Here is a 25,142-nt window from a genome sequence, read left to right on the forward strand (position 1 = left end):
CGACGATGAACCAAACGACCGGTGTCAAACTGTCTCCCGACCTGACGGGAGCCAATGTCGAGGATGCGGGCGAGCATAATCGAGCCGTCGTTCTGCGTTGCATCCACCGGCAGGCACCGATTTCGCGTGCGGAAATCGCCCGGCAGACCGGCTTCACCAAGCCGGCGATCGCCCGCATCGTCGATCGCCTGCTCGATGAAGGCCTGATCATCGAAGCCCGCCGGCGCCATGGCCTGAGGGGGCAGCCGGCGATCGAGCTTGAGATCAACCCCGACGCCTTCTTTGCGATCGGCATCAACATCGATCGTGACCATCTGACGATCCTCGCCGTCGATGCCGTCGGCAACGTGCGCGCCCGCGTCCACCACGAGAAGCGCTACATCCTGCCAGGCGAATTCATGCAGCTGACGGCCGATGCGATCTCGCATTTCCAGCGAAGCCGTCTGATCGACGACGCGCATCTGGCCGGTATCGGGCTTGCGATGCCGGACTGGCTCGGCGAGATCGCCTTCCTGGGCAAGCCCGACGATTACGGAGAGTGGATGGATTTCGATGTCCGAACCGCATTGGAAAACCTGACACAGCATCCCGTCTTCATCGAGAACGAAACCAATGCGGCAGCGCTTGCCGAGCTTGACTACGGGCTTGGCGCCGAAAGCCGCAGCTTCTTCTACATTTCGCTCAATGCCTGCCCCGGTGGCGGGCTTGTGCTCGACGGCGCCGGCCATCGCGGCGCCATGGGCCTGAGCGGCGAGATCGGCTGGCTGCCAATCGTCGATCCCCGCCACAGGGGAGGCCGGAAAGTCGAGCTTCTCGGCGAAATATTCTCGCTCTTCTTCCTCTACAAGTTCCTGGGCGAGCACGGCATCGAGGCATACGTGCCCTCGGACCTCCTCACGCTGGATGCCCGTGGCAGGAAGCTGGTCTCGCAATGGCTGAAGACGATGAGCGCGCATCTCGCCGTCGCGGTCAAGCACATCGGCATGATCGTCGATCCCGACGCCATCATCCTTGGCGGCCGCCTGCCTATCCGCATGATCGATGAGCTGCTGCGCTATGTTCACGACCACCTTGATATGGAGGACACGGCGCTGCCATCGATCCATCGTGCCTCGCTCGGCGAGGACGCCTGCGCGATCGGCGCCGCGGCAATGCCGATGGCGGCAGCCCTCATGCTCGCCTCGGCCGATGAGGTCCAGCGCACGCGTTCGCCGCTCAAATTCATGGACCGCCTGAACAATTGAATTGGCGGCTGCGGCCGCAGGGAGGATTTTAATGAGGATCGGTTTTTATACGTCGACGTTCAACGACAGGCCATTCGAAGAGGTGGTGGACTTCGCCGCTTCCGCCGGCTTCGACGCAATCGAAATCGATGTCCGCGGCCATATCAAGACACCGGACAAGGTGCGGGCGGCGGTCGCCCTTGCCCGCAACCGCAACCTCTTCGTCTCCTCGATCGCCTTTTTCGGCAATCAGCTCGATACCGATCGCGCCAAACGCGGCGAGCTTCGAGCCATCACCGAGGAATTCGCCGACGCGATCGGCGAAGCGGACGTGCCGATCTTCGTAATCTTTCCCGGCCGAGATGAAAGCGCGGACGAGGACGCCAATTATGATGATTTCGCCGACTTCGCCAACCGGCTGATCGTCCGGACGACATCGAGCGGGTTGGTCTTCGCGATCGAGAACTGGCCCGGCCCGAAGGACAATTTCATCGGCACCACGCCGAAAGGCTGGCAGGAGCTCTTCAAACGAATTCCCGACAAGCGCTTCGGCCTTGAATTCGACCCTTCCCATCTCATCCGCATCGGCGTCGATCCCTATGCCGCCATGGATGCGGTCAAGGATCGCATCGCCATCCTTCATGCCAAGGACACGGCAATCGATGCGGCCGTACAGCAGGCCGTCGGCTATCACGGCAAGGGGTGGTGGCAGTACAAGCTGCCGGGCCATGGCCTTCTCGATTGGCCGCGTTTCCTGCGTCAGGCGCGCGCCAACGGTTTTGACGGCACGCTTTCGATCGAGCACGAGGATGCAGCTTTCGGTTGGCCGGGCAAGGATCTTGCTCAACGGAAGGAAGGCGAGCGCCTCGGCCTTGCCTATCTCCGAAAGGTCTTGAACGGGCTTGACACTATCTGGGAGGACGGAAATGGCTCATGTCAGAGTGAACAACGCGCGTAAGGACTATGGCGCGTTCAAAGCCATCAAAGGCGTGTCGGTCGACATCCGCGACGGCGAGTTCGTTGTCCTCGTCGGCCCCTCGGGCTGCGGCAAATCCACGCTGCTCAGAATGATCGCCGGCCTGGAGGGGATCACCTCAGGCGATATCCAGATCGGCAAGCATATCGTCAACGATCTCGCGCCAAAGGATCGAGACATCGCGATGGTGTTCCAGAACTATGCGCTCTATCCGCATATGACGGTCGCCAAGAACATGGGCTTCTCCCTGCGGCTGAAGCGGATGCCGAAGGCGGAAATCGATCAGCGGGTTGGCAATGCCGCAAAGATCCTCGGGCTCGAAAACCTTCTTGAGCGCTATCCGAAGCAGCTATCCGGCGGCCAGAGGCAACGTGTCGCCATGGGTCGCGCGATCGTACGCGATCCCGCTGTCTTCCTCTTCGACGAACCCCTGTCGAACCTCGATGCGAAGCTTCGCGTCCAGATGCGCTCCGAGATCAAGGAAATGCACCAGCGGCTGCAGACCACGACAATCTATGTCACGCATGACCAGATCGAAGCGATGACGATGGCGGACAAGATCGTCGTCATGAAGGACGGCCTGATCGAGCAATCCGGATCGCCGCTTGCGCTCTATGACCAGCCGGCCAATCTCTTCGTTGCGGGCTTCATCGGCTCTCCCGCGATGAATTTCATCAAGGGCAGCATGACGAATGACGGTTTCCGTACCACCGACGGGATCGTGCTGCCGAGCGGTCAGCATCCGGCGGCGGCCGTTACCTATGGCATTCGCCCCGAAGATATCAGGCTCGTCCAGAATGGCATTGCGGTGGAAACCGTCGTCGTCGAACCGACGGGATCCGAGACTATGGTCATCGTCCGCCTTGGTACGCAAACGGTCACCTGCGTTTTTCGCGAACGGATCAGAGCCGCACCGGGCGATGTGCTGCACATCGCACCCGCCGATGAGGCAGTTCATCTATTTGACAAAAGTGGAGAGCGCATCGCGAGCACACGCTCGGAATTCAATTGAGGAGAGATGCTTATTACCTGTGCGACGCCGCACGCAGCGATGGAGCAGAAGCCGTCTTGCGAATGGTAATTTCAATACCGCCCATGGACTTGCCGTCATCGGTCACATCCGGTACGCGAATGTAAAGGACCTCGGAATAGTTGCGGAACGTGCCGCCGATCAGCTCATATATTGCAAGTGCAGTGTTCTCGGGAAGCTCTTCGACCGATACGCTTTTACGTTGCTGCATGGGATTCTCTTCCAAAAGTCTGGCCGCCTTCAAGAGATTGGGCAACTGCTGACACTTTAGTCCTGATTTGTCGCAAAGATATCCCGGGAATCATGAAAACTGTCACAAATGCGTGAGGTTCATTTCCAGGAAAACGGTGCGGCGGCACGATGTCGTGATTGGCGACCGAGTGGCGGGCTTACTCTATAGAGCAGCCTCGCATCGGGACCATGAAGATGGAGCGATCCGGAAGCCGTTCTTTCCCGACGATTTCACTTCATACAAACCACGATCCGCTTTGGCGAATATGTCCTTGGAAGAATGACCGGGCACGATTATCGCCGCGCCGACGGAGGTCGCGATGCGAATGGTCTTCGTCGGCGTGGAGACGGTCCAGTTCAACTCTCTGACAACGCGATCGGCGATTTTTGCGAGATCCTCGGTCGAAAGGCATTCGTGAATGACGGCGAACTCGTCGCCGCCAATGCGCGCCACCATATTGGCCTTGGGGACAGCGCGCAAAAGCCTGCGCCCTGCCACTTTGAGACAATCATCCCCAGCCTGATGTCCGAGAGTATCGTTCACGGATTTGAAGCCGTCGAGATCCACGAGAAGGAGCGCTCTGCCGGTTCGGCCCTCGGCTGCGCATATTTCATCGAAAAACGCTTCGAATCTGGTGCGGGACGTCAACCCGGTGAGCATGTCGTACTCGGCCAATTGACGAAGCTGCTCGACCATCGTCTTCTCGGCGGTAACATCCTGCTTCATCCCGAAAATTCTGGTCGCAGCTCCGTTCGCGAATTCGACGCAGGCGGTTATTCTGATCCATCGCCGATTGCCTCTTGCGGTAATGATCTCAGCATCCAGGCTGAACCCCTCGCCCGTGCGAATTGCCTTCTCGCGCACCTCATCGAGACGCTTTCGAACCTCGGGAGTATAGAGTTTAAGGATCTCATCCCTCGTCAGTGGCGTTTGCGGCGCAAGATCAAAGAGCTCGTAGACCATATCCGTCCAGCTGAGGGTCTGGTCGGGAAGACTGCATTCCCATACCCCGATACGAGCGGCCTTGAACGATCGATCAAACAATTCACGCAAATGCATGAACTCGCGGGAGCCAATTGCCTCTGGATCGAGCATTCCATTTCCATCGCAAGACACTGGGGGCCTCACCAGTTGATCAAAAGGACCTCACCAGCTTTATCGCCGGTAATCTTTCCCAGTGGAATGATTACATGGATTGTTTGCATATTGGTTTCCAAATGCAAGAGCGCCGCGATGATCATCGACATCAATAACCCTATTTTGAGGGCGGCCTCCATGAAACAGAGGATTTCAGGCGTTTGTGAAAATGAGTCCCAGGGGCAAGAAGGATGTCTGCCCCAAACCGGATACTGAACCACTCCGGCTCACATCTGGCCGACACCGCTCAGGCCGATCAATGCGCCAACGCCGAGAACGATGAGCGGATGGACGCGCGTCGTCGAAAGGACAAGTGCACCAGCGGTCGCGATTGCCGCCAGAACCCACCCCTGGGTTGACGCCTCGGTGATGACAGCCGCACTGGCGGTGACAAGCCCGGCGGTCATCGGCACCAATCCCGCCTGCACGATCCGTCGCCATGGCCTGTCCTTGAAGCGGTTCCAGAGATGGAGCACCAGATAGGTCAGGACCGAAGAAGGCCCGAACTTTGCCGCGGAAGTAACCAACACACCCGCCCATCCGGCAACGTGCCAGCCGACCAGAGGCACGACCATCAAGTTCGGACCGGGAGCCGCCTGCGCCAAGGCGAACAGCGCACCGAATTGCTGCGCCGTCATCCAATGCTGCACGTCGACGACCTGCCGATGCATCTCCGGAAGAATGGAATTGCCGCCGCCGAAGGCCAGCAGCGAAAGCTGCGTGAAAATGATTGCAAGAGAAACGAGGGTCGTGGTCATGCTTCGAGCTTCCAGGTGGAGAGGATGCTGAGCGGCGCCAGAACCAGCATGGTCGGCAGCAAAGGCAGCCCGGCAATGGCGATGGCAGCAAAGCAAATGGCGGCAATGACCAGGGTGACTGGCCTGCGGCGCAGCGGCAGGACGATCTTGACGGCCATCGAGATGAGCAGACCGGCCGCGGCTGCAGCAAGGCCTGCAAACATGTGCTGGATGCGTGGATCGCTATTGAACTGATCGTAAACGACACCGAGGCCGATCACGATCGCGGTCGGCGCGACAATCAAGCCGAGAAGAGCCGAAAAAGCACCCGCCACGCCCTGAAACTTCGAGCCGATCGCCACCGCCATATTGATAATATTGCCGCCGGGCAGGAACTGACACAGCCCCAGCAGTTCTGTGAACTCCTCCCCCGTCAACCATTTGCGATCCTCGACCACCATGCGGCGTGCGAGCGGCAGAACCCCGCCAAACCCGATGAGGCCGAGTTTGAAAAAACCGAAAAAGAGCTCCGCGACCGCCGGTCCTTCGCGTTGAGCAGCATTGGAATGAGAAATGGCATCCATATCGTGGCCTGCATGTTTATGTCGGACAGACCGTCAAAATAAGCTTTTACCGATCATGCGTCCAATATATGGATAGAACATCATCCATATGTTTGAGATATGCCATGATCGAACTTCGACATCTCCGTTATGCCATGACCGTTGCCGATGAGGGCCATATGACCCGCGCTGCCGAAAGGCTCGGCATCCAGCAACCACCGCTCAGTCAGCAGATAGCCAAGCTGGAGGCCATCGTCGGTGCGTCGCTCTTCAAACGGCTGCCGAGAGGCGTCGAGCTGACGGATGCGGGGCGGACATTTGTGGAGAGGGCAAGGACCATTCTCCACGATGTCGATCTTGCGATAGAGGCGACAAGGCGCAATGCCCGCGGAGAGGAGGGAAGCCTTGCGATCGGCTTTACCAGTTCGGCCGCCTTTCATCCGCTGGTCAGCGCAGCCGTCCGCTCGCTCGGCGAGACATCGCCGGATGTCGCACTCAAGCTTGAGGAAGCCAGTACGCCCGATCTGATCGCCATGCTGCATTCCGGCCTTCTCGACGTCGCGCTCGTGCGCTCTCCCGTTGCACAGTCGAGCGGCCTTGTGATTTCCCGAATTCTCGATGAAGAGATGCTGGTCGCTCTTCCCGATCGCCATCCTCTTGTGATGGCGAAAGGAGAGAAGCCTCGCCACGTTCGATTGTCGCAACTCGCAGACGAAGCCTTCATACTTTACCGCCGTCCCTCCGGGCCGGGGCTATACGACAGTATCATAGCGGCTTGCCTTGCCGCGGGTTTCAGCCCGAAAATACGGCATGAAGCTCCCCGGTTGCTGTCGACGCTCAGTCTGGTCGCCGCGGGACTCGGAATCTCCATCATTCCAGGATCGATCGCTCGGCTGGAGACGAACGGCATCGCCTATCTAAGGCTCGACCCGGGTGCCAATCTTGTGGCGCCGCTTTATTTCGCGCGAAAAGATGAGCAGCCAAGCGGCGCGCTGCAACTATTTGCCCACATCGTTCAGCACGAGAAAGCTTTACTGAAATAAGCCGGCTATCTTTCTAGCCGCGAAGAACAAGCGACCTGAGACTGATCCTTATGCCGCTCCATTCGATGACCGCCGCAGCCTAGAAGGTCAAAGTCGCATCCGTCCAAAGCCGAAATCCTCCGAGAAACGCATTTTCGTTCCCGCCGATACGGCAGGCGGATGGCAGTTCCTTGAGCTTCTCGGCATTGCCGCCGCCGATAACGATTTCATGCGGCAGTAGTGCCGCCCTCAATCTCTCAACGATCTCCTCGACCGACTGGCGCCACTTCTTCTTGCCGTATTTTTCAAGGCCACGCTCGCCGATGAAGTCTTCGAAGGTGCCCCGCTTCTTGTAGGGCAGATGGGCGAGCTCCATGGGCAGACAAACGTGATTGGCAATCATTGCCGAACCCAATCCGGTGCCGAGGCCGAGAAACAGCATATTGCCATCTTTGTAGTTGCCGATTGCCTGCATCACGGCGTCGTTGACAAGCTTCACTGGCTTGCCGAAAGCGGCGGAAAAGTCGAAATCCTGCCAGCCGCTTCCCAGATTGTGCGGTTCCATAGCTGGCCTGTTGTTCGAAACGGAACCGGGATATCCCATACCGATAACGTCGTATCGCCAATCACTCGTCAGATCCTTGACGGTCTGGACCATCTCTTTTGCCGACATTGTAGGCCCGGAGACGGCGGCCCGGCGCTCACCGCCGGAGCTGAGACGCATTTTTACATGCGAACCGCCGAGATCGATTGCCAAGACGACAAGCTCTTCTGTCGCAGCCGGCGCCACGGCCTTCTTCGGTTTTACGTTTGTTTTGCGGCTCTCTGTTACCTGGCTCATATTCGTACACACTTTCTATCCACGACGGGCACAAATCGCACTATGGCGCCTCAACGACGGAGACGGAGAAATCCTCTCCCTCCCAGCGGTCGGTGTCAGGCCAGTAAAAGGTAAAGGCAATCGAACCGCCTTTGGGCAGGCGCTCGCATGACAGCTCCGCGACATGTATCCCGAAGCCGTTCTGGCTCGTCTCGGTATCGCTGGCGCTGGCCCAACCGTCGACACTCCAGCGAATGATGGCCCGCGCCATGACCTCGATCCGCAGGCGCTTGCCGACGGAAAGCTGCGACAGCTTGTTGTTGAAACGCCACGGCACGAAGGGTGCCGTCACTTTGTTTTTTACATAGCGCTCGACACCTTGCGGCGGCATGTCGAAAACCGCCCCGTCTCTCAGCGAACGCAGGAGCTTGATATGCTCGGCATGAGCCCAGACGAGTGGCATGGCACTGCCGGAAGGTTTCCCGAGGGCAAGGCCCAGCTCCGGGATATCGGGCTGGTCCCACACCTGTTCCGGCAGCAATCCGCCCTGCCCGGCAGACTGCTCGAGTGTCTTGAGCAAACCAAGAGCCGCTTCCGGCCGGCCGGCCGCGAGCTCATAATGGGCGCGCTCGCCCGCAAGCAAGGGCCATGGACGCCCGATGCCCGTGCCGTCGAACGGGCCGCCGTCCTCATGCTCGCCATAGCCGTCACCGGTATAACGATACCATAGAGACCCTTGCGGCAGGTCGCATTTGAGCTGTGCGTCGATCACCTTCACGGTGTCGAGGATGCGAGGGTCGTCGGCGGCTCGTAATCCGAACCGTACCAGCGCCAAGGCATCGGGACTGACGACTCGCGCGGTCGGCAGGAAGGATTCAGCGGGCGGCCTGTTCTTGATCGGCACGAAACCATCGGCGGGCGAGCTTCCGTCGGCGATCTCAGGCGGCGCAATACGGACATAATAGCCCTTGACCCCGAGAGCGGCGCTCTCCGCATCACTGCTGACATAGGTCCAGCGCTCGATCTGGTCGTTCCAGGCATCCGCGGTCTGCCGCAGATAGTCCGCATTGTGCATCTGACCGGCAATTTCCAGAATATCGGCCGCCGCCAGCAGCGCAGCGATTTCAACCGCCAGCGTGAAGGGAGAAAAGCCGCCATCCTCCTCCCAGCGGTCCTCACCCGTGACGGGCCCGTTGACGACGACATAGCGCGCTGCGCTTTCGACCATCGGCACGTAGGACAGCAGAAGATCGCCTGTAAGGATTCCTTCACGGCGCAGCGCATCGGCAAGCAGGATCGGGAAAGCGCATTCGTCCATTTGGATCCCGCTCCAATAAGGCTCGCCATCCAGCCAGCAATTCTGCGGCCAATGCCCATCCTCTTCCTGGATGACGCGCAGATAGGCCAGAATGCGCAGCGCATCCTGGGAAGCGCCCGCAGCTAAGAAGCCGCCGGCTGTCTCGACCAGATCGCGCGGCCAGACCAGATGATAGCCACCGAGGTCTTCGTCGCCCTTGGCAAAGCCCCACGGAATGGAGAGAGAAGCAACGGCCGGCCCTTCGAAGGAAAGTGGCCGGTGCGTTGCCAGCACGGCTGTCGAGATCCGATAACGATTGACTTCGGGCGGCGGTGCTCTCGGTTCGTCGAGGGCCAGCAATCCGTCTTGCCAGGCCCGCCAGTCGGCAACATAGCTGCGCTCGGCGCTGTCATAGCCGGCTTGCAAGCTGGCAAGGGCATTGTAGCCGGCCTCTTTGGAATGGCTTCCAAAGCCGAGCGATACGGTGACGGTGTCGCTGCCGCCGATCAGATCGATCTCCCCGGTCAGGGCGACGTTGCCGTCGACGGCACGCGCGACGGCCGGGTCCAACCGAGCCTCCTTCTGCAATTGCTGCCATCCGTCGGAAATACCGACATAGCCGGCAGATGCCGTCCGCCAGCCGCCGCTAACGGCAAGAGCCATCGAGACGCCGCCTGTGCCCGTCGCAAAAAGCATCGGCGTGCCCTTATAGTCTTCCACCCACCCCGTATTGCCGTAACCGGCATTGACCAGATGCGGAGCGGCCAACAGGTAGAGACGATAATCGCGGATCGTGCATTCCAGCGGCTCGAACGATATCTGCTGAAGCAAGCTGCTGCGCATCGGATCGACGATGATGCGCTTGATGATCCTGTAACGACCATCGATTGCAGTATTGATCAACCGATAGGCCGGAACGCCATCCTCGACCGTGGTGACGACGCTCTCCGTATCGCGCTTTTCCTCCGAAAAATAACCATCGGGACCTGTGACGATCAATCCGATGTCGCGGGTACAGGCGCTGTCGACGCGGGGATAATAGATTTCGTTCAAGATGCCGTGACTGAGAGTGAACCAGATGCGGCAGGCCGGGGAAAGCGCCGTGCCAACTCCGCTCTTTGCACTGGACGTCCAACGAGGTTCGATACCGTTCACGTTGGGGCCGGAAGCATCGTAAGGCGCCATGCACTATCTCCTCTATCGCTGCAATCTGCTCCGACCAAACTGTTTCGGCAAGACGGAACCTTTGCGCATTCAAGCCGATATGCCCTTGTTTTCACCACCATTGACAGCCCCCGTCCGTTCTGTATTCTGTTATAAAATCTTATATAACATAATTGTGGAACATAATTGGGAGAATTTCGATGAAGTTAGGACTCGGATTCCTGATTGCGGCTGCCTTGGTTGCAGCGCCCTCGCTGTTGATGGCTCAGGAAAAAGGTGGCGTCATCAATGTCGCGACGATCGGCGAGCCGCCGACGCTCGATCCAATGACTTCCACCGCAGATCTCGTCGGTATCGTCACCCAACATATCTTCGAAACGCTCTACACCTTCGACAAGGGCTGGAACGTTACGCCGCTGCTTGCCGAGAGCCTGCCTGAGATCAGTGCCGACGGCAAAACCTACACGATCAAACTCAGGACCGGCATCAAGTTCCACGACGGCAGCGTCATGACTTCCAACGATGTTGTCGCCTCGCTCAACCGCTGGATCAAGCTGGCGTCGCGCGGCAAGCAGGCAGGCGGCTTCGTCGAATCGATCACCGCCCAGGATCCGGCGACCGTCGTCATCAAGCTGAAGCAGCCCTACGCGCCCCTTACCTCGCTGCTTGCTTTCAACAACTCCGCCGCCATCATCATTCCAGCCAGCAAGCAGGCCGACACGATGACCGATTTCATCGGCACCGGCCCCTATATGCTAAAGGAGCGCAAGCCCGACCAGTATATCCAGCTGGTGCGCTTCGACGGCTACAAGCCGCGCGATGGCGAAAGTAATGGTTATGGCGGCGCCCGGCATCAATATCTCGACGAAATCCGCTTCGTCCCGGTGCCCGACGCCAATACTCGCGTGGAGGCGGCCATTTCCGGCCAGTATGACTACATCGACAGTCTTCCAGTCGAATCCTTCGACAAGCTGAAATCCGCTTCGGCGACCCAGCCGCTGCTCCTGAAGCCGTTCGGCTATCCGGTCTTCGTCTTCAATACCGCCGACGGCATCACGAAGAATGTCGCGATCCGCAAGGCGATCCGTCAGGCGCTCAGCATGGAAGATATGCTGGCGGCAGCCTTCGGCAGCACAAATTTCTATACGGTTGACGGCAACATGTACCCCGCCCCCTTTACCTGGAGCACGGATGCCGGCGTCAAAGGGAACTACAACGTCGCCGATCCGGAAGGTGCCGCAGCTGCCGCCAAGGCGGCAGGCTACAAGGGCGAACCGGTCCGCATCCTGACCAGCCGACAGTACGAGTTCCATTACAAGATGGCGCAGGTCGCGGCCGAATATCTGAAACAGGCAGGCTTCACGGTAGACCTTCAGGTGGTCGACTGGGCTACGCTGACCCAGCGCCGTGCGGACAAGGCGCTATGGGACATCTATATCAGCCACAGTCCCTTCCTGCCGGAACCGGCGCTGATCGGCACATTGTCGCCAAGCTCGCCCGGCTGGTGGACGACGCCGACGAGCAAAGCCGCGATCGACGCGTTCAACACAGAGGTCGATCCCAAGAAGCGTATCGAGCTTTGGGCCAATGTTCAAAAGACCCTCTATGACGAAGCTCCCATGATGAAGATCGGCGATTTCAACGCCGTCGCGGCGATCTCCACCAAGCTTCAAGGCGTCGATCCCGCGCCATGGCCCTACTTCTGGAACGCATCAATCAAGAAATAAGCCTCCCAAGGCGTTCGGGCGCCGGTCGCGACCGGCGCCCGTTCCGAATCCCGTCCGTTTGCGGACCTAGAGCAATTCCAGGGAAAGTGCGCAACGGTTTTCCGTTCGGGATTGCGAGAGAACAAAGAAATAGGGTGGTTCCGCCGGTCGAAGAGAAGCGGAACTATTCTGGGAACCGACGCAATGATACGTTACATCCTTCACCGTCTTGCGGGCATGATCGTCGTGATGTTTCTCGTCGTCACGATCGTCTTCGTGATCGTGCGCGTGACCCCTGGCGATCCGGCCGCCGTCATGCTCGGCCCGGATGCGACCGCGCAGGATATTGCCGAGCTCCGCACCCGGCTTGGCCTAGACCAATCCATCTTCGTCCAGTACCTGTTCTATGTCGGGCAGTTGCTGAAGGGCGATCTCGGCCAGTCGATCTTCCTCAATATTCCGGTTTCCTCTGCGCTTCTCGGACGTGCCGAGCCGACCTTTTTCCTGACACTGTTCTCGCTCCTCATCGCTGGCGTCATCGCGCTGCCGATCGGCATCTATGCCGCCTATCGGCGCGGATCGCTCGTCGACCAGGCTTCGATGGCGATCGGCATGCTGGCCGCGAGCATTCCAAGCTTCTGGCTTGGCCTCATCCTTATGCAGATCTTCGCGGTGCGCCTGGGGATGTTCCCGGTTTCCGGCTATGGCGGACCGGGCACAAGCTTCCTGGATCGCATGTATCATTTGACGCTGCCGGCCGTCGCACTCGGCCTCGTCTCCTCGGCGCTGATCGTGCGCTTCACCCGCGCATCGATGCTCGACGTGCTTGGAGACGGCTATATCCGCACCGCCCGCGCCAAAGGGCTGATCGAACGCCGCGTCGTCCTCAAACATGCGCTGAAGAACGCACTCATTCCAATTCTGACCGTTCTGGGGCTGACGGCCGCCGTGCTGATTTCCGGCGCTGTCGTCACCGAGACGGTCTTCGGCCTCCCGGGTGTCGGAAGCCTCGTCGTCTCCGCGGTGCTGCGCCGCGACTATCCGGTGATCCAGGGGGCCTTGCTCGTCATCGCCGGCCTCTACGTCCTCATCAATTTTGCGATCGACATGCTCTACCTGCTCGTTGATCCGAGGGTACGCTACTGATGGCCGACATCGCAACCGAGACACCCAAACAGGCGCAAAGCGAGCGAAGCAAGTTCCTTCGTCGGCTGCTGAAGCGCAAGACCGTTGCCATCGGACTGATTGTGCTGACGATCTTCGTGCTGCTCGCCGCCCTCGCGCCATGGATCGCACCCTATTCGCCCTCGAAGCTCTCGATCGTCAACCGACTGAAGCCGCCAAGCGGGGTCTACTGGTTCGGCACCGACGAATTCGGCCGCGATATCTTCTCTCGCACCATCTATGCCGGACGGCTGTCGCTGCTCGTCGGAGCCGCCGTCGTGGCGCTGTCGGCTGCGATCGGTGTTACCCTCGGTCTGCTCGCCGGCTTCTTCCAAAGGCTCGACACGCCGATCGCCCGCCTGATCGATGCGATGATGGCGTTTCCGGACATTTTGCTCGCCATTGCGCTGGTCGCAGCCCTCGGCCCGTCGCTGACGACTGTTATCGTCGCACTGTCGATCGTCTACGCACCGCGGCTAGCCCGCATCGTCCGCGCCTCGACCCTTGTCATCCGTGAACTCCCTTACGTGGAGGCTGCCAAGGCTCTCGGCATCTCGACATTCCACATCATGACGCGGCATGTGCTTAGAAACCTCCTGTCGCCGATCCTGGTGCAGGGCTCGTTTCTCTTTGCCAGCGCCATGCTGGCCGAAGCCGGGCTCTCGTTCCTCGGCCTTGGCGTCAGCCCGGAAATTCCGACCTGGGGAACCATGATCGCCGCCGGCCGCCAATATATCGGCCAGGCCGACTGGATGACCTATTTCCCGGGCTTTGCCATCATTCTCTCCGTGCTCTCGTTGCAAATGGTGGGCGACGGCTTGCGGGACATGCTCGATCCAAGACTTCGAAAGGACCTGTAAATGACCGGTGAAAAAGCGGGCAAGCCGCTCCTCCTCACCAATGTAAAGCCCATGGCTTTCGGTGGCGATACCGCCACTGGCGTAATCGACATTCTCGTCGGCGCCGACGGCAGGATCGCCGCTTTCGGCCCGCAGCTTGCCGCTCCCGGCGACGTCGAGCGCATCGACGGAAAGGGCGCCTGGATCTCTCCCGGCTGGATCGACCTGCACGTCCATATCTGGCATGGAGGCACCGATATCTCGATCCGTCCGTCCGAATGCGGTGCCGAACGCGGCGTCACGACGCTGGTCGATGCAGGTTCGGCTGGCGAAGCCAATTTTCATGGGTTCCGCGAATACATCATCGAACCGTCCAGGGAACGCATCAAGGCCTTCCTCAATCTCGGCTCGATCGGCCTCGTTGCCTGCAATCGCGTCCCCGAATTGCGCGATATCAAGGATATCGATCTCGACCGCATCCTCGAATGCTATGCCGAGAACAGCGAGCATATCGTCGGCATCAAGGTACGCGCCAGTCACGTCATCACCGGCTCCTGGGGTGTCACACCCGTCAAGCTCGGCAAGAAGATCGCCAAGATCCTGAAGGTGCCGATGATGGTGCATGTCGGCGAGCCGCCGGCGCTATACGACGAAGTGCTCGAAATCCTCGGGCCGGGCGATGTCGTCACGCACTGCTTCAACGGCAAGGCCGGATCCAGCATCATGGAGGACGAGGACCTCTACAATCTCGCCGAGCGCTGCGCCGGCGAAGGCATCCGGCTCGATATCGGCCATGGAGGCGCCTCTTTCTCCTTCAAGGTCGCGGAAGCAGCCATCAAGCGTGGCCTGCTGCCCTACTCGATCTCGACGGACCTGCATGGGCATTCGATGAACTTCCCGGTATGGGATCTCGCGACCACTATGTCCAAGCTGCTCTCGGTCGGCATGCCGTTCGACAAGGTCGTGGACGCCGTCACCCATGCACCGGCCTCGGTCATCAAGCTTTCGATGGACAGCCGGCTGTCGGTCGGCGAACGAGCAGACTTCACCATTTTCGACCTGGTGGATGCGGATCTCGAGGCGACCGATTCCAATGGCGATGTCTCGCGCCTCAAGAAGCTGTTCGAACCACGTTACGCGGTCATCGGCGCGGAGGCGATCACCGCCAGCCGCTACGTGCCACGCGCTCGCAAACTCGTCCGCCACAGCCACGGCTATTCGTGGCGCTAATCAAACACCAGGCCCGCATAGCAGGAGCATACGTGAACACGTCCCCAACACAGGCCGCTTCAGCAGCGCAAACACCTTACCAGCGACTGGCTGCGCTCGGCATCGAGCTTCCGCCGCCGCCGCCGCCGATCGCCAATTTCGTCACCCATGTCCGCGAAGGCAACGTGCTCTACCTTTCGGGTCAAGGGCCGCGGGAGCTGGACGGCCACCTCCATTCCGGCAAGGTTGGCGGTGACGTCGGCGTTGACCGGGCCTATCAACATGCGCGGCTGACGGGCATCAATCTTCTTGCCGTCATGCATGGTGCGCTCGGCGACCTTTCCAGGGTGAAGCGGGTGGTGAAACTGCTCGGCATGGTCAATGCCGTGCCGCATTTCGAAGACCATCCGAGCGTCATCAACGGCTGCTCTGATCTCTTCATCGAGGTCTTCGGCGAGGCGGGCCAGCATGCCCGTTCGGCCGTCGGCTTCGGCTCGCTTCCCGGCAATATCACGGTCGAGATCGAAGCGATCATCTCGCTCAATGATTAGTTTTTGCGCAATTCCGGACGCAAAACCGCGTCACACTTTTGCTGGAATTGCTCTAAGAAGGACGAATTCAGTGGTTGCGCCAGCCCATCAGCTTTTCGATCCGCTCGGCAGCCGCTCGCACCTGCTCGCCATAATGGTTGCCGTCGGAAACGGCTTTCTGTTCGGGAAGCACGATCGAAATGGTCGCGACACATTGACCATCCCGGTCAACGACCGGCGAGGCGATACAGGCGACCGCATAATCGGACTCCGCCACCTGGATCGACAAGCGCTCCTCAAATGCTTTGCTCGCGGCATCGGAGAGCACGCCGGCATCGACCTCGGCCCGACCGGTCGGCGAGGTGCGGGCACAGCGCTTGAAAAGCTCGATCCTTTCCTCTTCGGGCAAATGCCCGACCAACAGCCGGCCGGAGGCCGTCCAGTTGAGCGGCACGCGGGTTCCGACGCGGGAGGCGACCTGGAAATGGCTTGGCCCATCCGCCATCGCCAGTACCAGCATGGAATCGCCGTCGCGCCCGCAGACTTGTACCGTCTCGCTCGCCTGCCGGCAGAGATCGTGCATCTCGCGCGTGGCGACGCTCATGAAATCCAGCGACCGGGCATAGGCGAGGCCATAGTGGTAAAGGCGCGCCCCGAGCCAGACGGAACCGTCGGCATTGCGGCCGAGCATGTTCTTTTCGACCAGGTCGTCGATGATCACGTAGACGGTCGAAAGAGGCGCCTTGATCGCCTTGGCAATCGCATAGGCTCCGGCCGGCGCGCCGGTTTCATAGAGATAATCGATCACCTGCAGCGCGCGGTCGATGCCGCTTACGCGCGAACGGCGCGCGCCTTTGGCTTCCGCTTCCCCGATCGAATCGGCGTCTTCAGGGAGTGCGGCGGGTAGGGTCTTGGCGTCCAAATCAACGCTCCTCGTGAGATTTCGAGAAGCTATTACATTACTATGGTATAGCTGTCGATGACAATCGGCAGTCATCACTTTGGAGAGATAGAATGTCCGATGATATCCGCAGCAAGATCGGCCTGAGGCCCGTCATCAATGTATCAGGCACCATGACCAGCCTCGGCGCATCGATCGTCGTGCCCGAAGCCATCGCGGCAATGGCGGCGATCTTGCCGCAATTCGTCGAGATCAACGACCTCCAGCGCAAGGCCAGCGCGGTCATCGCGCGGCTGACGGGTAGCGAGGCCGGCTTCGTCACGGCATCCTGCTCCTCGGGCATTAGCCTCGCCGTCGCCGGCACCATTACCGGCAACAACCTTCTCGCCATAGAGAAACTGCCTGATGTCACACCGGACAAGAACGAAGTCATCGTGCAAATGGGCCATGTGGTGAGCTACGGCGCGCCCGTGGATCAGGCGATCCGCCTTGCGGGCGGCAAGGTCGTGCTGATCGGTCAGGCAACATCGACGCATCGCTTCCACATGGAAAACGCCATAAGCGAAAAGACGGCGGCTGCCGTCTATGTCATATCCCATCACGTGGTCGATTACGGCCTGCTGCATCTGACCGAATTCGTCGAGATCGCGCACGCCAAGGGCGTGCCAGTTATCGTCGATGCCGCGTCGGAATACGACCTCAAACTCTTCCTGGCACAGGGTGCCGACATCGTGCTCTATTCCGGCCACAAGTTTCTCGGCGGCCCGACCTCCGGCATCGTTGCCGGCAGGAAGGAGCCGGTGCGCAACGCCTTCCTGCAGAACATGGGCATCGGCCGGGGCATGAAGGTCGGCAAGGAAAGCATCTATGGCACCATGGCGGCACTGGAAGCCTGGGAGAAACGCGACCATGCCGGCATCCGCGAACGCGAGACCGGCTATCTGAACCTCTGGAAGCGAACGCTCGACGGCCGCCCTGGTGTCACCGCCCTGATCGAGCCCGATCCCACCAACAACCCGCTCGATCGCATGCGGGTCATCATCTCGGCGCCAGAGGCGCATATCAGTGCCTGGGATCTGGCCGCGGCGCTTGCCCGCGGCAACCCGCCCGTCATTGTGCGCGACCACGAGGTGGAGCATCACTATTTCTATCTCGATCCATGCAACCTGCATCCCGGCCAGGAGACGATCGTCGCGACCCGGCTTGCCGAGGAGCTCAACAAGGCGCGCGCCTCCAACGAGATCATCGCGACGCCGATCGAGAACCGCAGCCGGCACCGCTTCGACGGCATGTTGAACTGGCCGGATTGAGCTGTGGCACGGATCGCAAGAAGGAAACAACCATGGGCACGTCGCAGGTAACGGCAACAGAGGCCGCCGAACCCATTCTCTCCGTCGAGAACCTCACCGCCTCGTTCATAGTGGACGGCGTATGGAAGCCCGTCGTGCGCGACGTTTCCTTCTCGGTCGCACCAGGCGAGACGGTGGCGATCGTCGGCGAGAGCGGTTCTGGCAAGAGCGTCACCTCGCTATCGATCATGCGGCTGCTGCAGAGCGATTCAAGCCGCATCGAGGGCACGATCATGCTGGGTGGCCGCGACCTGCTTTCGCTTCCCGAGCATGAGATGCGCAAGGTGCGCGGCAACGACGTGTCGATGATCTTCCAGGAGCCGATGACATCACTCAATCCGCTCTTCACCATCGGCGACCAGATTTCCGAAGCCTTGCTCTGCCACAAGGATATGTCGGCGGCGGATGCCAAGGCCGAGACGATCCGGCTTTTGGAAAAGGTCCGCATTCCCTCAGCCGCCTCGCGCTTCGACGAATATCCGCACCGCTTTTCCGGCGGCATGCGCCAGCGCGTCATGATCGCCATGGCGCTCGCCTCGAAGCCAAAACTGTTGATCGCCGACGAGCCGACCACCGCCCTCGACGTCACGATCCAGGGCCAGATCCTCGATCTCATCAAGATGCTGCAGGAGGAGGAAGGAACCTCCGTCCTGTTCATCACGCATGACATGGGTGTGGTCGCAGAAATCGCCGATCGCATCGTCGTTATGTATCGCGGCGAGCAGGTGGAGACGGGCGCGACGGCGGACATCTTCCATCGTGGCCAGCATCCCTATACCCGCGCGCTGCTGTCGGCCGTGCCGGTGCTCGGTTCGATGCAATCCTATGAACAGCCGCTGCGCTTTCCCGTCGTCAATGCGGCAACGGGAGAGTCCGACACGCCTGCCGAGATGCCCGATACGGTGGCAAGAGAAAAACCAGTTCTGCAGGTGAAGAACCTCACCAAGCGCTTCGACATTCATTCGGGCCTCTTCGGAAAACTCAGAGGCCGGGTGCATGCGGTCGAAAACGTCTCCTTCGATCTCTTCGCCGGCGAAACATTGTCGCTTGTCGGTGAATCCGGATGCGGCAAGTCGACGACAGGACGCGCCATCATGCGGCTGATCGAGCCGCAATCCGGCTCCGTCATCGTCGATGGCCGCGACGTGCTCTCGCTTGGCAAGCGTGACATGCGCGAGATGCGCAAATCCGTGCAGATGATCTTTCAGGATCCCTTCGCCTCGCTCAATCCGCGCATGACGGTCGGTCAGGCGATCGCCGAACCCTATCTCGAACACAGGATGGGAACGGCAAGGGAGGCGAAAGAGATCGTCGCCGATATGCTGCACAAGGTCGGCCTGACGTCTGACATGGCTAGCCGCTACCCGCATGAATTCTCCGGCGGGCAGCGCCAGCGCATCTGCATCGCCCGTGCCCTGGCATTGCAGCCGAAAGTGATCGTCGCCGACGAAAGCGTGTCCGCGCTCGACGTGTCGATCAAGGCCCAGGTCATCAACCTGATGCTCGATCTGCAGCAGAGCCTCAACCTTTCCTTCCTGTTCATCTCCCACGATATGGCCGTGGTCGAACGCGTCAGCCATCGTGTCGCCGTCATGTATCTCGGCGAAATCGTCGAGATCGGCCCACGCGCCGCCGTCTTCGGCAATCCGCAGCACGACTACACGAAGAAGCTGATGGCCGCCGTTCCGGTGCCGGACCCCGACCGGCGGCGCGAGAAGCGCGCAGGTGCCAATGACGAGTTGAAGAGCCCGATCCGGGCCGTCGATTACCTGGTCAAGCCGCGCGAGTATCGAGCTGTCTCACCGGGCCATCTGGTTGCCGTCTGAAGCTTCAATTCAGATAGGCTGAACGCCATACATCATCCGCAACGGCAGCAGGCGCCGACATTGCAGGAGCCTCCTCTTTCCCTCAGCAACAGGAGCTCTTGCAAAAGCGCGCCGCGTTGATTAATCGTTTAATCACGGAAATCGGAACGAACTCTTGGATGAGCCAGACACGCACCTCTTCGATCAGGGAAATTGCGATCAAGCTGGGTGTCTCCACGGCAACGGTCTCGAATGCCCTGCGTGGCACGGGGCGAGTGTCTTCAGCCCTTGCGGCACAAATCCGTCTGGAAGCGGACAGGCTCGGCTATGTGCCTGACCATGCGGCCCGCGCTCTGCGCACCGGCAAGAGCAATACGATCGGCCTGCTGGTTCCGAATATCGGCCAACCCTTGTTTCCCGCTTTTGCCCAGGCCATCGAACGAGCCGCCAAGCGACGCGGTCTCGCCGTTCTGATCGGTGATAGTCAGGGCGATCCGCAGCAGCAGGAATTCGAAATCAGGACAATGATCACCCGCGGCGTCGATGCGCTGATCGTGATACCGACACGCGGCACGACCATTGTGCCCACGGATGTCCCGGTGCCGGTCGCCGTCATCGACAGCGCCGCCACAACAGGCAATGTCGCCGCCAGCGATCATCGCGAGGGTGGGCGTCTCATCGCCAGCCATCTGCTCGAGCTCGGTCATAACCGGCTTCTCATCCTCGCCGGTCCGGAAAATTCGCTGGTGGCACGCGAGCGCGCCGAGGGAATGTGCGAAATCTTCCGCCAGGCCGGCGTCGAACCGGCATTGCGACATAGCGAGGCGACTTTCGAAGCCGGCAGCGTCCTCGGACGCGAGCTTGATCTCCGCCATTTTACAGCCTGCGCCGCCGCCTATGACGCTCTCGCCATCGGCTTTGCCATCGCCGTCAAAGACAGAGGCTGCAGCATTCCGGAAGACATGTCGCTCACCGGCTTTGATGATCTGATGTGGGCTCAAATCGTCTCCCCGCCGCTCACGACAGTCCGACAGGATCTGGAAGCGGTGGCGAACCACGCGCTCGCCTTCGTTGCCGGTGAAACCGAGACCAGCGCAATATTCCCGACCGAACTTGTCTTGCGACAGTCGACCGCGCGCCCATCCGCCTTTGCCAAGGGAGGCAGACATGCCGAATGAACCACACGACCTCCATTCGTCCGAGCTGCGCGATCGTGCCGTGCGGGCGGCGTTGGGGCTTGAGCCGTTCGACGTGCTGATTACCGGCGGAACGCTCGTCGATGTCGCGACGTCGGAAATGAGACCGGCCGATATCGGCCTTGTCGGCCCCTTGATCGCAAGCGTCCACGCCTTGGGGACAAGGAGGGACGCAAAGCAGACCATCGACGCTTCGGAACGATTCATCACGCCCGGATTTATCGACACGCATATGCACGTCGAAAGCTCGATGGTGACGCCGAGGCGATATGCCGAAGCGGTCGTTCCCCAGGGCACGACGACGGTCTGCTGGGACCCGCATGAAATCGGCAATGTCGCTGGCCTCGACGGCATTCGCTGGGCGCTCGAGGAGACACGGCAATTGCCGCTGCGCTTCCTGACCCTGGCGCCGTCCTGCGTGCCTTCAGCGCCCGGCCTGGAACTTGCCGGCGCGGAGTTCCGGTCCGGCGAAATGGCGACCATGCTGAGCTGGCCGGAGATTTCCGGCGTCGCCGAAGTAATGAACATGCGAGGGGTCCTTGAGCGAAGCGAACCAATGCGCGGCGTCCTCGAGGCCGGACTTGCGAGCGGCAAGCGCGTTTGCGGTCATGCTCGCGGCCTCGAAGGCGCGGAATTGCAGGCCTTTGCGACCGCGGGGATCCAATCCGATCACGAGCTCACCTCGGGCGAGGACTTGCTTGCGAAATTGCGGGCCGGCTTTACCGTCGAACTGCGCGGCTCCCATGATTATGTCCTGCCCGGCGTCATAGAGGCGCTGAAAGAGCTGCCGCATATGCCGCAAACGCTGACAATCTGCACCGATGACGTCTTCCCCGACGACCTCGTGAATGACGGCGCGATGTCATCAGTCCTGAGGCGCCTCATAGGCTATGGCATGAAGCCGGTCGATGCCGTCCGCGCCGCCACGCTCAACGCCGCCATGTGGTTGAACCGTTATGATCTGGGGTTGGTCGCGCCCGGCCGCCGCGCCGACATCGTCATCCTCTCCGATCTGGAAAGGATCGTGGTCGACCGCGTCTATGCATCGGGGCGTGAAGTTGCCAGAGACGGCAATCTTATTGGAAGCCGCAAGAGCGTGTCCTCGGATGCCTATTGCGACACCGTAAAACTCGGAAGGCTTTCTGCAGCCGACTTCACCATCACTCTGCCTGGCATGACCGAAGCTCGTGTCAACACCGTCGTCAGCCCGCGGTTTACAAAATGGGGAGAGGCGGTCGTCAAAGTCGAAGACGGCAAGCTCATTCTGCCTGATCACATGCTCCTGATGGCCGTCATCCACCGCCATGGCAGAAAAGAGCCGACGCCCGTCATTGGCATCCTGGAGGACTGGGGCCATTGGCGCGGTGCGCTAGCAACGACGATATCGCATGACAGCCATAATCTCACGGTCTTCGGCCGCGATCCGGCGGATATGGCTGCGGCGGCTAACGCCGCCATCGAGGCTGGCGGCGGCATGGCAACGGCGGCCGATGGCAAAGTCACCGCTGTGCTTCCCCTACCCGTCTGCGGCTTGCTGTCGGATGCGCCCGCAAAGGACGTGGCCGATGATTTCGCCAAGCTGCGCGCGGCAGCCGATGCGATCGCCGACTGGATGCCGCCCATTCGCACCTTCAAGGCAGTCGTCGGAGCAAGCCTTGCCTGCAATCCCGGCCCGCACGTCACCGATCTCGGGCTGACCGACGGAACCACCCGGGACATCAGACCGCTTCTGGCTACAAGCCGAAACTGAGGTCACCGGCCAAACGGTAATATTGCCGATTTAGGAGAACATCCGAACCGCAGTGGACGTCCTCTATTCTGTCACATCCATGTCATGAAATACGCCGACACCTCATGCCAAATTAGGAGCGGGTACCCAGATGGATTATTTCAGACGTTTCAACTTTCTGTTCGCGACGCCAACCTTTGACAATGAGGATCTGGAGGGTGCCCGCTACAATCAGATCGTCGAGGAGATCGAACGCTCCGGTTTCGAGGTGGTGCGTGCGCGCAATCTCGAAGACGCCGAGATCGCCGTACAGACCGATGCTGCCATCGGCTGCATGTTGGTCGACTGGGGCAAGAAGGGTCTTGAAGGCAAGACGGCCTCCCTCATCAACCTCATGCGCCGCCGCGGCCTCGAATTCCCCATTATCCTGCTGATCCGGCGCAAACGCTTCGAAGATGTGCCGGTCGAAGTCCTCGATTTTATCGACGGCTATGTTTTCTTGTCGGAAGAAACGCCCGCCTTTATCGCCAAGAGCCTCATCAGCCGTCTCAAGCAATATGCCGAAACGCTGAAGACGCCTTTCTTCGGTGCGCTGGTCGATTATGCCGAGGAAGGCAATCACCTCTGGACCTGCCCCGGTCACAACGGCGGCATCTTCTACAGCCGCAGCCCCATCGGCCGCGTCTTCATGGAGCATCTGGGCGAGGCGGTCTTCCGCGACGACCTCGACAATTCCGTGCTCGACCTCGGTGACCTCCTAACCCACGAAGGGCCGGCGCTTGCCGCGCAAAAGGAAGCAGCCAAGATCTTCGGCGCCGAGAAGACCTATTTCGTGTTGAACGGCACCTCCACGTCAAACAAGGTCGCGCTCTCAGCGCTCGTCACCGATGGCGACCTCGTGCTGTTCGACCGCAACAACCACAAGGCCGCCCATCACGGCGCCCTGATGATCTCGGGCGGCATTCCGGTCTATCTGCCGACCAGACGCAATCTCTATGGCTTGATCGGTCCCATGGATTTCGCTGAAATGGACGAGGAGGCGCTGCGCGAGCGCATCCGCACCCATCCGCTGGTGAAAGATCCGGAAGCCTACAAGAAGCCTCGCCCGTTCCGCGTCGCGGTCGTGGAACAGTGCACCTATGACGGCACCATCCACAACGCCGAGATGATCCTCAAGCGCATCGGGCATCTCTGCGACTACATCCTCTTCGACGAGGCCTGGGCGGGCTTCATGAAGTTCCATCCGCTTTATGCCGGGCGCTTTGCCATGGGTCTTTCCGACCTCGGCCCGGATGCGCCGGGCATCATCGCCACGCAATCCACCCATAAGCAGCTGGCAAGCTTCTCACAGGCTTCCCAGATCCACATGAAGGATAGGCACATCACCGGCCAGAAGCGCCGCGTGGAGCACCGACGCTTCAACGAAAGCTTCATGCAGCACGCCTCGACATCGCCCTTCTATCCGCTCTTCGCCTCGCTCGACGTGGGCGCGCAAATGATGAAGGGGCGCTCGGGCGAAGTGCTTTGGGACGACACGATCCGCCTCGGCATCGAGCTGCGCAAGAAAATCCGCGCCGTGCGTCGCGAATTCGAGGAGAAGGAGCATCGTCCCGAACGCCGTTGGTTCTTCGAGCCTTTCGTGCCAGACCGCGTTGCGATCCCGGATGTATCGAGCCCAGGCGCAGTGCATGACGTGTCGTGGGAAAGCGTCGCGACCGACCAACTCGCCACCAATCCCGCCTTCTGGCACCTGACGCCCGATGCGGCATGGCACGGCTTTTCCGGCATGGAACCGGGTTTTGCCATGACGGACCCGAACAAGCTTACCCTGCTGACACCGGGCTTTGATCGCCGAACGGGGAAATACACGGAACACGGCATACCGGCGCCGGTGGTCGCGCAATATCTGCGCGAAAACCGTATCGTCGCGGAAAAGAACGATCTCAATTCGCTGCTCTTCCTCCTCACCCCCGGTGTCGAAGCCAGCAAGGCCGGTACGTTGATCAGCGGCCTTGTCGCCTTCAAGAAGCTTCATGACGACAATGCGCTGCTGGAAGAGGCAATTCCGGAATTCTATCGCCGCCGTCCCGGCCGCTATGCAGGGGTGCGGCTGCGCGATCTCTGCGCGGAGATGCACAATTTCTTCCGCCAGGCCGATGTCAGCGCGCTGCAGACAAAGCAGTTTTCCGCCGAACACCTGCCGCCGATCGCCATGTCGCCGCATGATGCTGCACGTTGCCTTGTTCGCAACGATGTCGACTATCTGCCGATCGACGCCATTGCCGGCCGCATCGCAACGACGCCCTTCGTCGTCTATCCTCCGGGTATCGCGACCATCGTGCCGGGCGAGCGCCTGACGGAGCAGGCAAAGCCCATGATCGACTATCTCAAGATGTTTGAAACCTGCTTCAATACCTTCCCCGGTTTCGAGGTGGAGATCCAGGGCCTCTATCGCGAGATTGATGCAGCCGGCAAAATCCGGCTCTATACCTACGTCGTCGCGGAATAGGCTT

Annotated in this window: 21 protein-coding genes; 14 read left to right on the forward strand and 7 right to left on the reverse strand. The window is 60.3% G+C overall.

Going from position 1 to position 25,142, the window contains the following annotated elements; translation table 11 throughout:
* Positions 1-5: 5 nt before the first annotated feature.
* Genes ACK83U_RS27765 through ACK83U_RS27775 form a run of 3 tightly spaced genes read left to right on the forward strand, consistent with a single transcriptional unit; the run spans position 6 to position 3,211 of the window.
* Positions 6-1,244: an ROK family transcriptional regulator gene (locus ACK83U_RS27765; RefSeq protein ID WP_112611130.1), complete on the forward strand. Its 1,239-nt coding sequence runs from the start codon at positions 6-8 to the stop codon at positions 1,242-1,244.
* Positions 1,245-1,275: 31 nt separating this feature from the next.
* A complete protein-coding gene (locus ACK83U_RS27770) occupies positions 1,276-2,181 on the forward strand; it encodes a sugar phosphate isomerase/epimerase family protein (protein ID WP_112611128.1) in 906 nt (301 codons plus the stop codon).
* A complete protein-coding gene (locus tag ACK83U_RS27775; protein WP_112611126.1) occupies positions 2,150-3,211 on the forward strand; it encodes a sn-glycerol-3-phosphate ABC transporter ATP-binding protein UgpC in 1,062 nt (353 codons plus the stop codon). The genes ACK83U_RS27770 and ACK83U_RS27775 overlap by 32 nt, the downstream gene beginning before the upstream one ends.
* Positions 3,212-3,224: 13 nt before the next feature.
* On the opposite strand, the gene ACK83U_RS27780 is transcribed toward ACK83U_RS27775, so the two are convergent.
* The 4 genes from ACK83U_RS27780 to ACK83U_RS27795 form a co-directional block, all read right to left on the reverse strand.
* Positions 3,225-3,440: a hypothetical protein gene (locus tag ACK83U_RS27780; protein ID WP_112338051.1), complete on the reverse strand. Its 216-nt coding sequence runs from the start codon at positions 3,438-3,440 to the stop codon at positions 3,225-3,227.
* A 183-nt stretch (positions 3,441-3,623) separates the two neighbouring features.
* Positions 3,624-4,556: a diguanylate cyclase gene (locus ACK83U_RS27785; protein WP_412474951.1), complete on the reverse strand. Its 933-nt coding sequence runs from the start codon at positions 4,554-4,556 to the stop codon at positions 3,624-3,626.
* A 269-nt stretch (positions 4,557-4,825) separates the two neighbouring features.
* A complete protein-coding gene (locus ACK83U_RS27790) occupies positions 4,826-5,356 on the reverse strand; it encodes a chromate transporter (protein ID WP_112611124.1) in 531 nt (176 codons plus the stop codon).
* Complete coding sequence (locus tag ACK83U_RS27795; RefSeq protein WP_112611122.1) at positions 5,353-5,919, reverse strand: chromate transporter; 567 nt, start codon at positions 5,917-5,919, stop codon at positions 5,353-5,355. Before ACK83U_RS27795 ends, ACK83U_RS27790 begins: the two co-directional genes overlap by 4 nt.
* 104 nt (positions 5,920-6,023) lie before the next feature.
* Here ACK83U_RS27795 and ACK83U_RS27800 point away from each other — a divergent pair, with 104 nt between their 5' ends.
* The gene (locus tag ACK83U_RS27800; protein WP_183711895.1) at positions 6,024-6,941 is read left to right on the forward strand and encodes a LysR family transcriptional regulator; all 918 of its coding nucleotides are present in this window, start codon (positions 6,024-6,026) and stop codon (positions 6,939-6,941) included.
* Positions 6,942-7,020: 79 nt separating this feature from the next.
* On the opposite strand, the gene ACK83U_RS27805 is transcribed toward ACK83U_RS27800, so the two are convergent.
* Both ACK83U_RS27805 and ACK83U_RS27810 read right to left on the reverse strand, forming a co-directional pair.
* Complete coding sequence (locus ACK83U_RS27805) at positions 7,021-7,761, reverse strand: ROK family protein (protein ID WP_162708106.1); 741 nt, start codon at positions 7,759-7,761, stop codon at positions 7,021-7,023.
* Between the two features lie 40 nt (positions 7,762-7,801).
* Complete coding sequence (locus ACK83U_RS27810; protein WP_112611116.1) at positions 7,802-10,222, reverse strand: glucan 1,4-alpha-glucosidase; 2,421 nt, start codon at positions 10,220-10,222, stop codon at positions 7,802-7,804.
* Between the two features lie 179 nt (positions 10,223-10,401).
* Between ACK83U_RS27810 and ACK83U_RS27815 the strand changes: the two genes are divergently transcribed.
* From ACK83U_RS27815 to ACK83U_RS27835, 5 genes are all read left to right on the forward strand, one after another.
* Positions 10,402-11,928, forward strand: a complete 1,527-nt coding sequence (locus tag ACK83U_RS27815) for an ABC transporter substrate-binding protein (protein WP_112611114.1) — start codon at positions 10,402-10,404, stop codon at positions 11,926-11,928.
* A gap of 183 nt (positions 11,929-12,111) precedes the next feature.
* Positions 12,112-13,053, forward strand: coding sequence for an ABC transporter permease (locus tag ACK83U_RS27820; RefSeq protein ID WP_162708104.1), 942 nt, complete (start codon positions 12,112-12,114; stop codon positions 13,051-13,053).
* On the forward strand, positions 13,053-13,931 hold the full coding sequence (locus ACK83U_RS27825; protein WP_112611112.1) for an ABC transporter permease: 879 nt from the start codon (positions 13,053-13,055) through the stop codon (positions 13,929-13,931). Before ACK83U_RS27820 ends, ACK83U_RS27825 begins: the two co-directional genes overlap by 1 nt.
* The gene (locus tag ACK83U_RS27830; RefSeq protein ID WP_112611110.1) at positions 13,932-15,140 is read left to right on the forward strand and encodes an amidohydrolase/deacetylase family metallohydrolase; all 1,209 of its coding nucleotides are present in this window, start codon (positions 13,932-13,934) and stop codon (positions 15,138-15,140) included.
* 17 nt (positions 15,141-15,157) lie between these two features.
* On the forward strand, positions 15,158-15,670 hold the full coding sequence (locus ACK83U_RS27835; protein WP_405048024.1) for a RidA family protein: 513 nt from the start codon (positions 15,158-15,160) through the stop codon (positions 15,668-15,670).
* Positions 15,671-15,737: 67 nt separating this feature from the next.
* Here ACK83U_RS27835 and ACK83U_RS27840 read toward each other — a convergent pair whose 3' ends face one another.
* On the reverse strand, positions 15,738-16,571 hold the full coding sequence (locus ACK83U_RS27840; RefSeq protein ID WP_112414488.1) for an IclR family transcriptional regulator: 834 nt from the start codon (positions 16,569-16,571) through the stop codon (positions 15,738-15,740).
* Positions 16,572-16,663: 92 nt separating this feature from the next.
* On the opposite strand from ACK83U_RS27840, the gene ACK83U_RS27845 reads away from it, so the two are divergent.
* The 5 genes from ACK83U_RS27845 (at position 16,664) to ACK83U_RS27865 (ending at position 25,138) form a co-directional block, all read left to right on the forward strand.
* A complete protein-coding gene (locus ACK83U_RS27845; RefSeq protein WP_112611108.1) occupies positions 16,664-17,860 on the forward strand; it encodes an aminotransferase class V-fold PLP-dependent enzyme in 1,197 nt (398 codons plus the stop codon).
* A gap of 32 nt (positions 17,861-17,892) precedes the next feature.
* Positions 17,893-19,725, forward strand: coding sequence for an ABC transporter ATP-binding protein (locus tag ACK83U_RS27850; RefSeq protein ID WP_112611106.1), 1,833 nt, complete (start codon positions 17,893-17,895; stop codon positions 19,723-19,725).
* Positions 19,726-19,883: 158 nt separating this feature from the next.
* Positions 19,884-20,882: a LacI family DNA-binding transcriptional regulator gene (locus ACK83U_RS27855; RefSeq protein ID WP_112611104.1), complete on the forward strand. Its 999-nt coding sequence runs from the start codon at positions 19,884-19,886 to the stop codon at positions 20,880-20,882.
* A complete protein-coding gene (locus ACK83U_RS27860) occupies positions 20,872-22,650 on the forward strand; it encodes an adenine deaminase (RefSeq protein WP_112611102.1) in 1,779 nt (592 codons plus the stop codon). Before ACK83U_RS27855 ends, ACK83U_RS27860 begins: the two co-directional genes overlap by 11 nt.
* A gap of 130 nt (positions 22,651-22,780) precedes the next feature.
* Positions 22,781-25,138, forward strand: a complete 2,358-nt coding sequence (locus ACK83U_RS27865) for an Orn/Lys/Arg decarboxylase N-terminal domain-containing protein (RefSeq protein WP_112611100.1) — start codon at positions 22,781-22,783, stop codon at positions 25,136-25,138.
* Positions 25,139-25,142: the final 4 nt, after the last annotated feature.

It is taken from the genome of Rhizobium sp. WW22, from assembly GCF_047041135.1.
GTDB lineage: Bacteria > Pseudomonadota > Alphaproteobacteria > Rhizobiales > Rhizobiaceae > Rhizobium.

What these genes read in the sequence shown, in the direction of transcription:
- ACK83U_RS27765 (WP_112611130.1), top strand. Translation starts at nt 6, where the DNA reads ATGAACCAAACGACCGGTGTCAAACTGTCTCCCGACCTGACGGGAGCC.
- ACK83U_RS27770 (WP_112611128.1), top strand. Translation starts at nt 1,276, where the DNA reads ATGAGGATCGGTTTTTATACGTCGACGTTCAACGACAGGCCATTCGAA.
- ACK83U_RS27775 (WP_112611126.1), top strand. Translation starts at nt 2,150, where the DNA reads ATGGCTCATGTCAGAGTGAACAACGCGCGTAAGGACTATGGCGCGTTC.
- ACK83U_RS27780 (WP_112338051.1), bottom strand. Translation starts at nt 3,440, where the DNA reads ATGCAGCAACGTAAAAGCGTATCGGTCGAAGAGCTTCCCGAGAACACT.
- ACK83U_RS27785 (WP_412474951.1), bottom strand. Translation starts at nt 4,556, where the DNA reads ATGCTCGATCCAGAGGCAATTGGCTCCCGCGAGTTCATGCATTTGCGT.
- ACK83U_RS27790 (WP_112611124.1), bottom strand. Translation starts at nt 5,356, where the DNA reads ATGACCACGACCCTCGTTTCTCTTGCAATCATTTTCACGCAGCTTTCG.
- ACK83U_RS27795 (WP_112611122.1), bottom strand. Translation starts at nt 5,919, where the DNA reads ATGGATGCCATTTCTCATTCCAATGCTGCTCAACGCGAAGGACCGGCG.
- ACK83U_RS27800 (WP_183711895.1), top strand. Translation starts at nt 6,024, where the DNA reads ATGATCGAACTTCGACATCTCCGTTATGCCATGACCGTTGCCGATGAG.
- ACK83U_RS27805 (WP_162708106.1), bottom strand. Translation starts at nt 7,761, where the DNA reads ATGAGCCAGGTAACAGAGAGCCGCAAAACAAACGTAAAACCGAAGAAG.
- ACK83U_RS27810 (WP_112611116.1), bottom strand. Translation starts at nt 10,222, where the DNA reads ATGGCGCCTTACGATGCTTCCGGCCCCAACGTGAACGGTATCGAACCT.
- ACK83U_RS27815 (WP_112611114.1), top strand. Translation starts at nt 10,402, where the DNA reads ATGAAGTTAGGACTCGGATTCCTGATTGCGGCTGCCTTGGTTGCAGCG.
- ACK83U_RS27820 (WP_162708104.1), top strand. Translation starts at nt 12,112, where the DNA reads ATGATACGTTACATCCTTCACCGTCTTGCGGGCATGATCGTCGTGATG.
- ACK83U_RS27825 (WP_112611112.1), top strand. Translation starts at nt 13,053, where the DNA reads ATGGCCGACATCGCAACCGAGACACCCAAACAGGCGCAAAGCGAGCGA.
- ACK83U_RS27830 (WP_112611110.1), top strand. Translation starts at nt 13,932, where the DNA reads ATGACCGGTGAAAAAGCGGGCAAGCCGCTCCTCCTCACCAATGTAAAG.
- ACK83U_RS27845 (WP_112611108.1), top strand. Translation starts at nt 16,664, where the DNA reads ATGTCCGATGATATCCGCAGCAAGATCGGCCTGAGGCCCGTCATCAAT.
- ACK83U_RS27850 (WP_112611106.1), top strand. Translation starts at nt 17,893, where the DNA reads ATGGGCACGTCGCAGGTAACGGCAACAGAGGCCGCCGAACCCATTCTC.
- ACK83U_RS27855 (WP_112611104.1), top strand. Translation starts at nt 19,884, where the DNA reads ATGAGCCAGACACGCACCTCTTCGATCAGGGAAATTGCGATCAAGCTG.
- ACK83U_RS27860 (WP_112611102.1), top strand. Translation starts at nt 20,872, where the DNA reads ATGCCGAATGAACCACACGACCTCCATTCGTCCGAGCTGCGCGATCGT.
- ACK83U_RS27865 (WP_112611100.1), top strand. Translation starts at nt 22,781, where the DNA reads ATGGATTATTTCAGACGTTTCAACTTTCTGTTCGCGACGCCAACCTTT.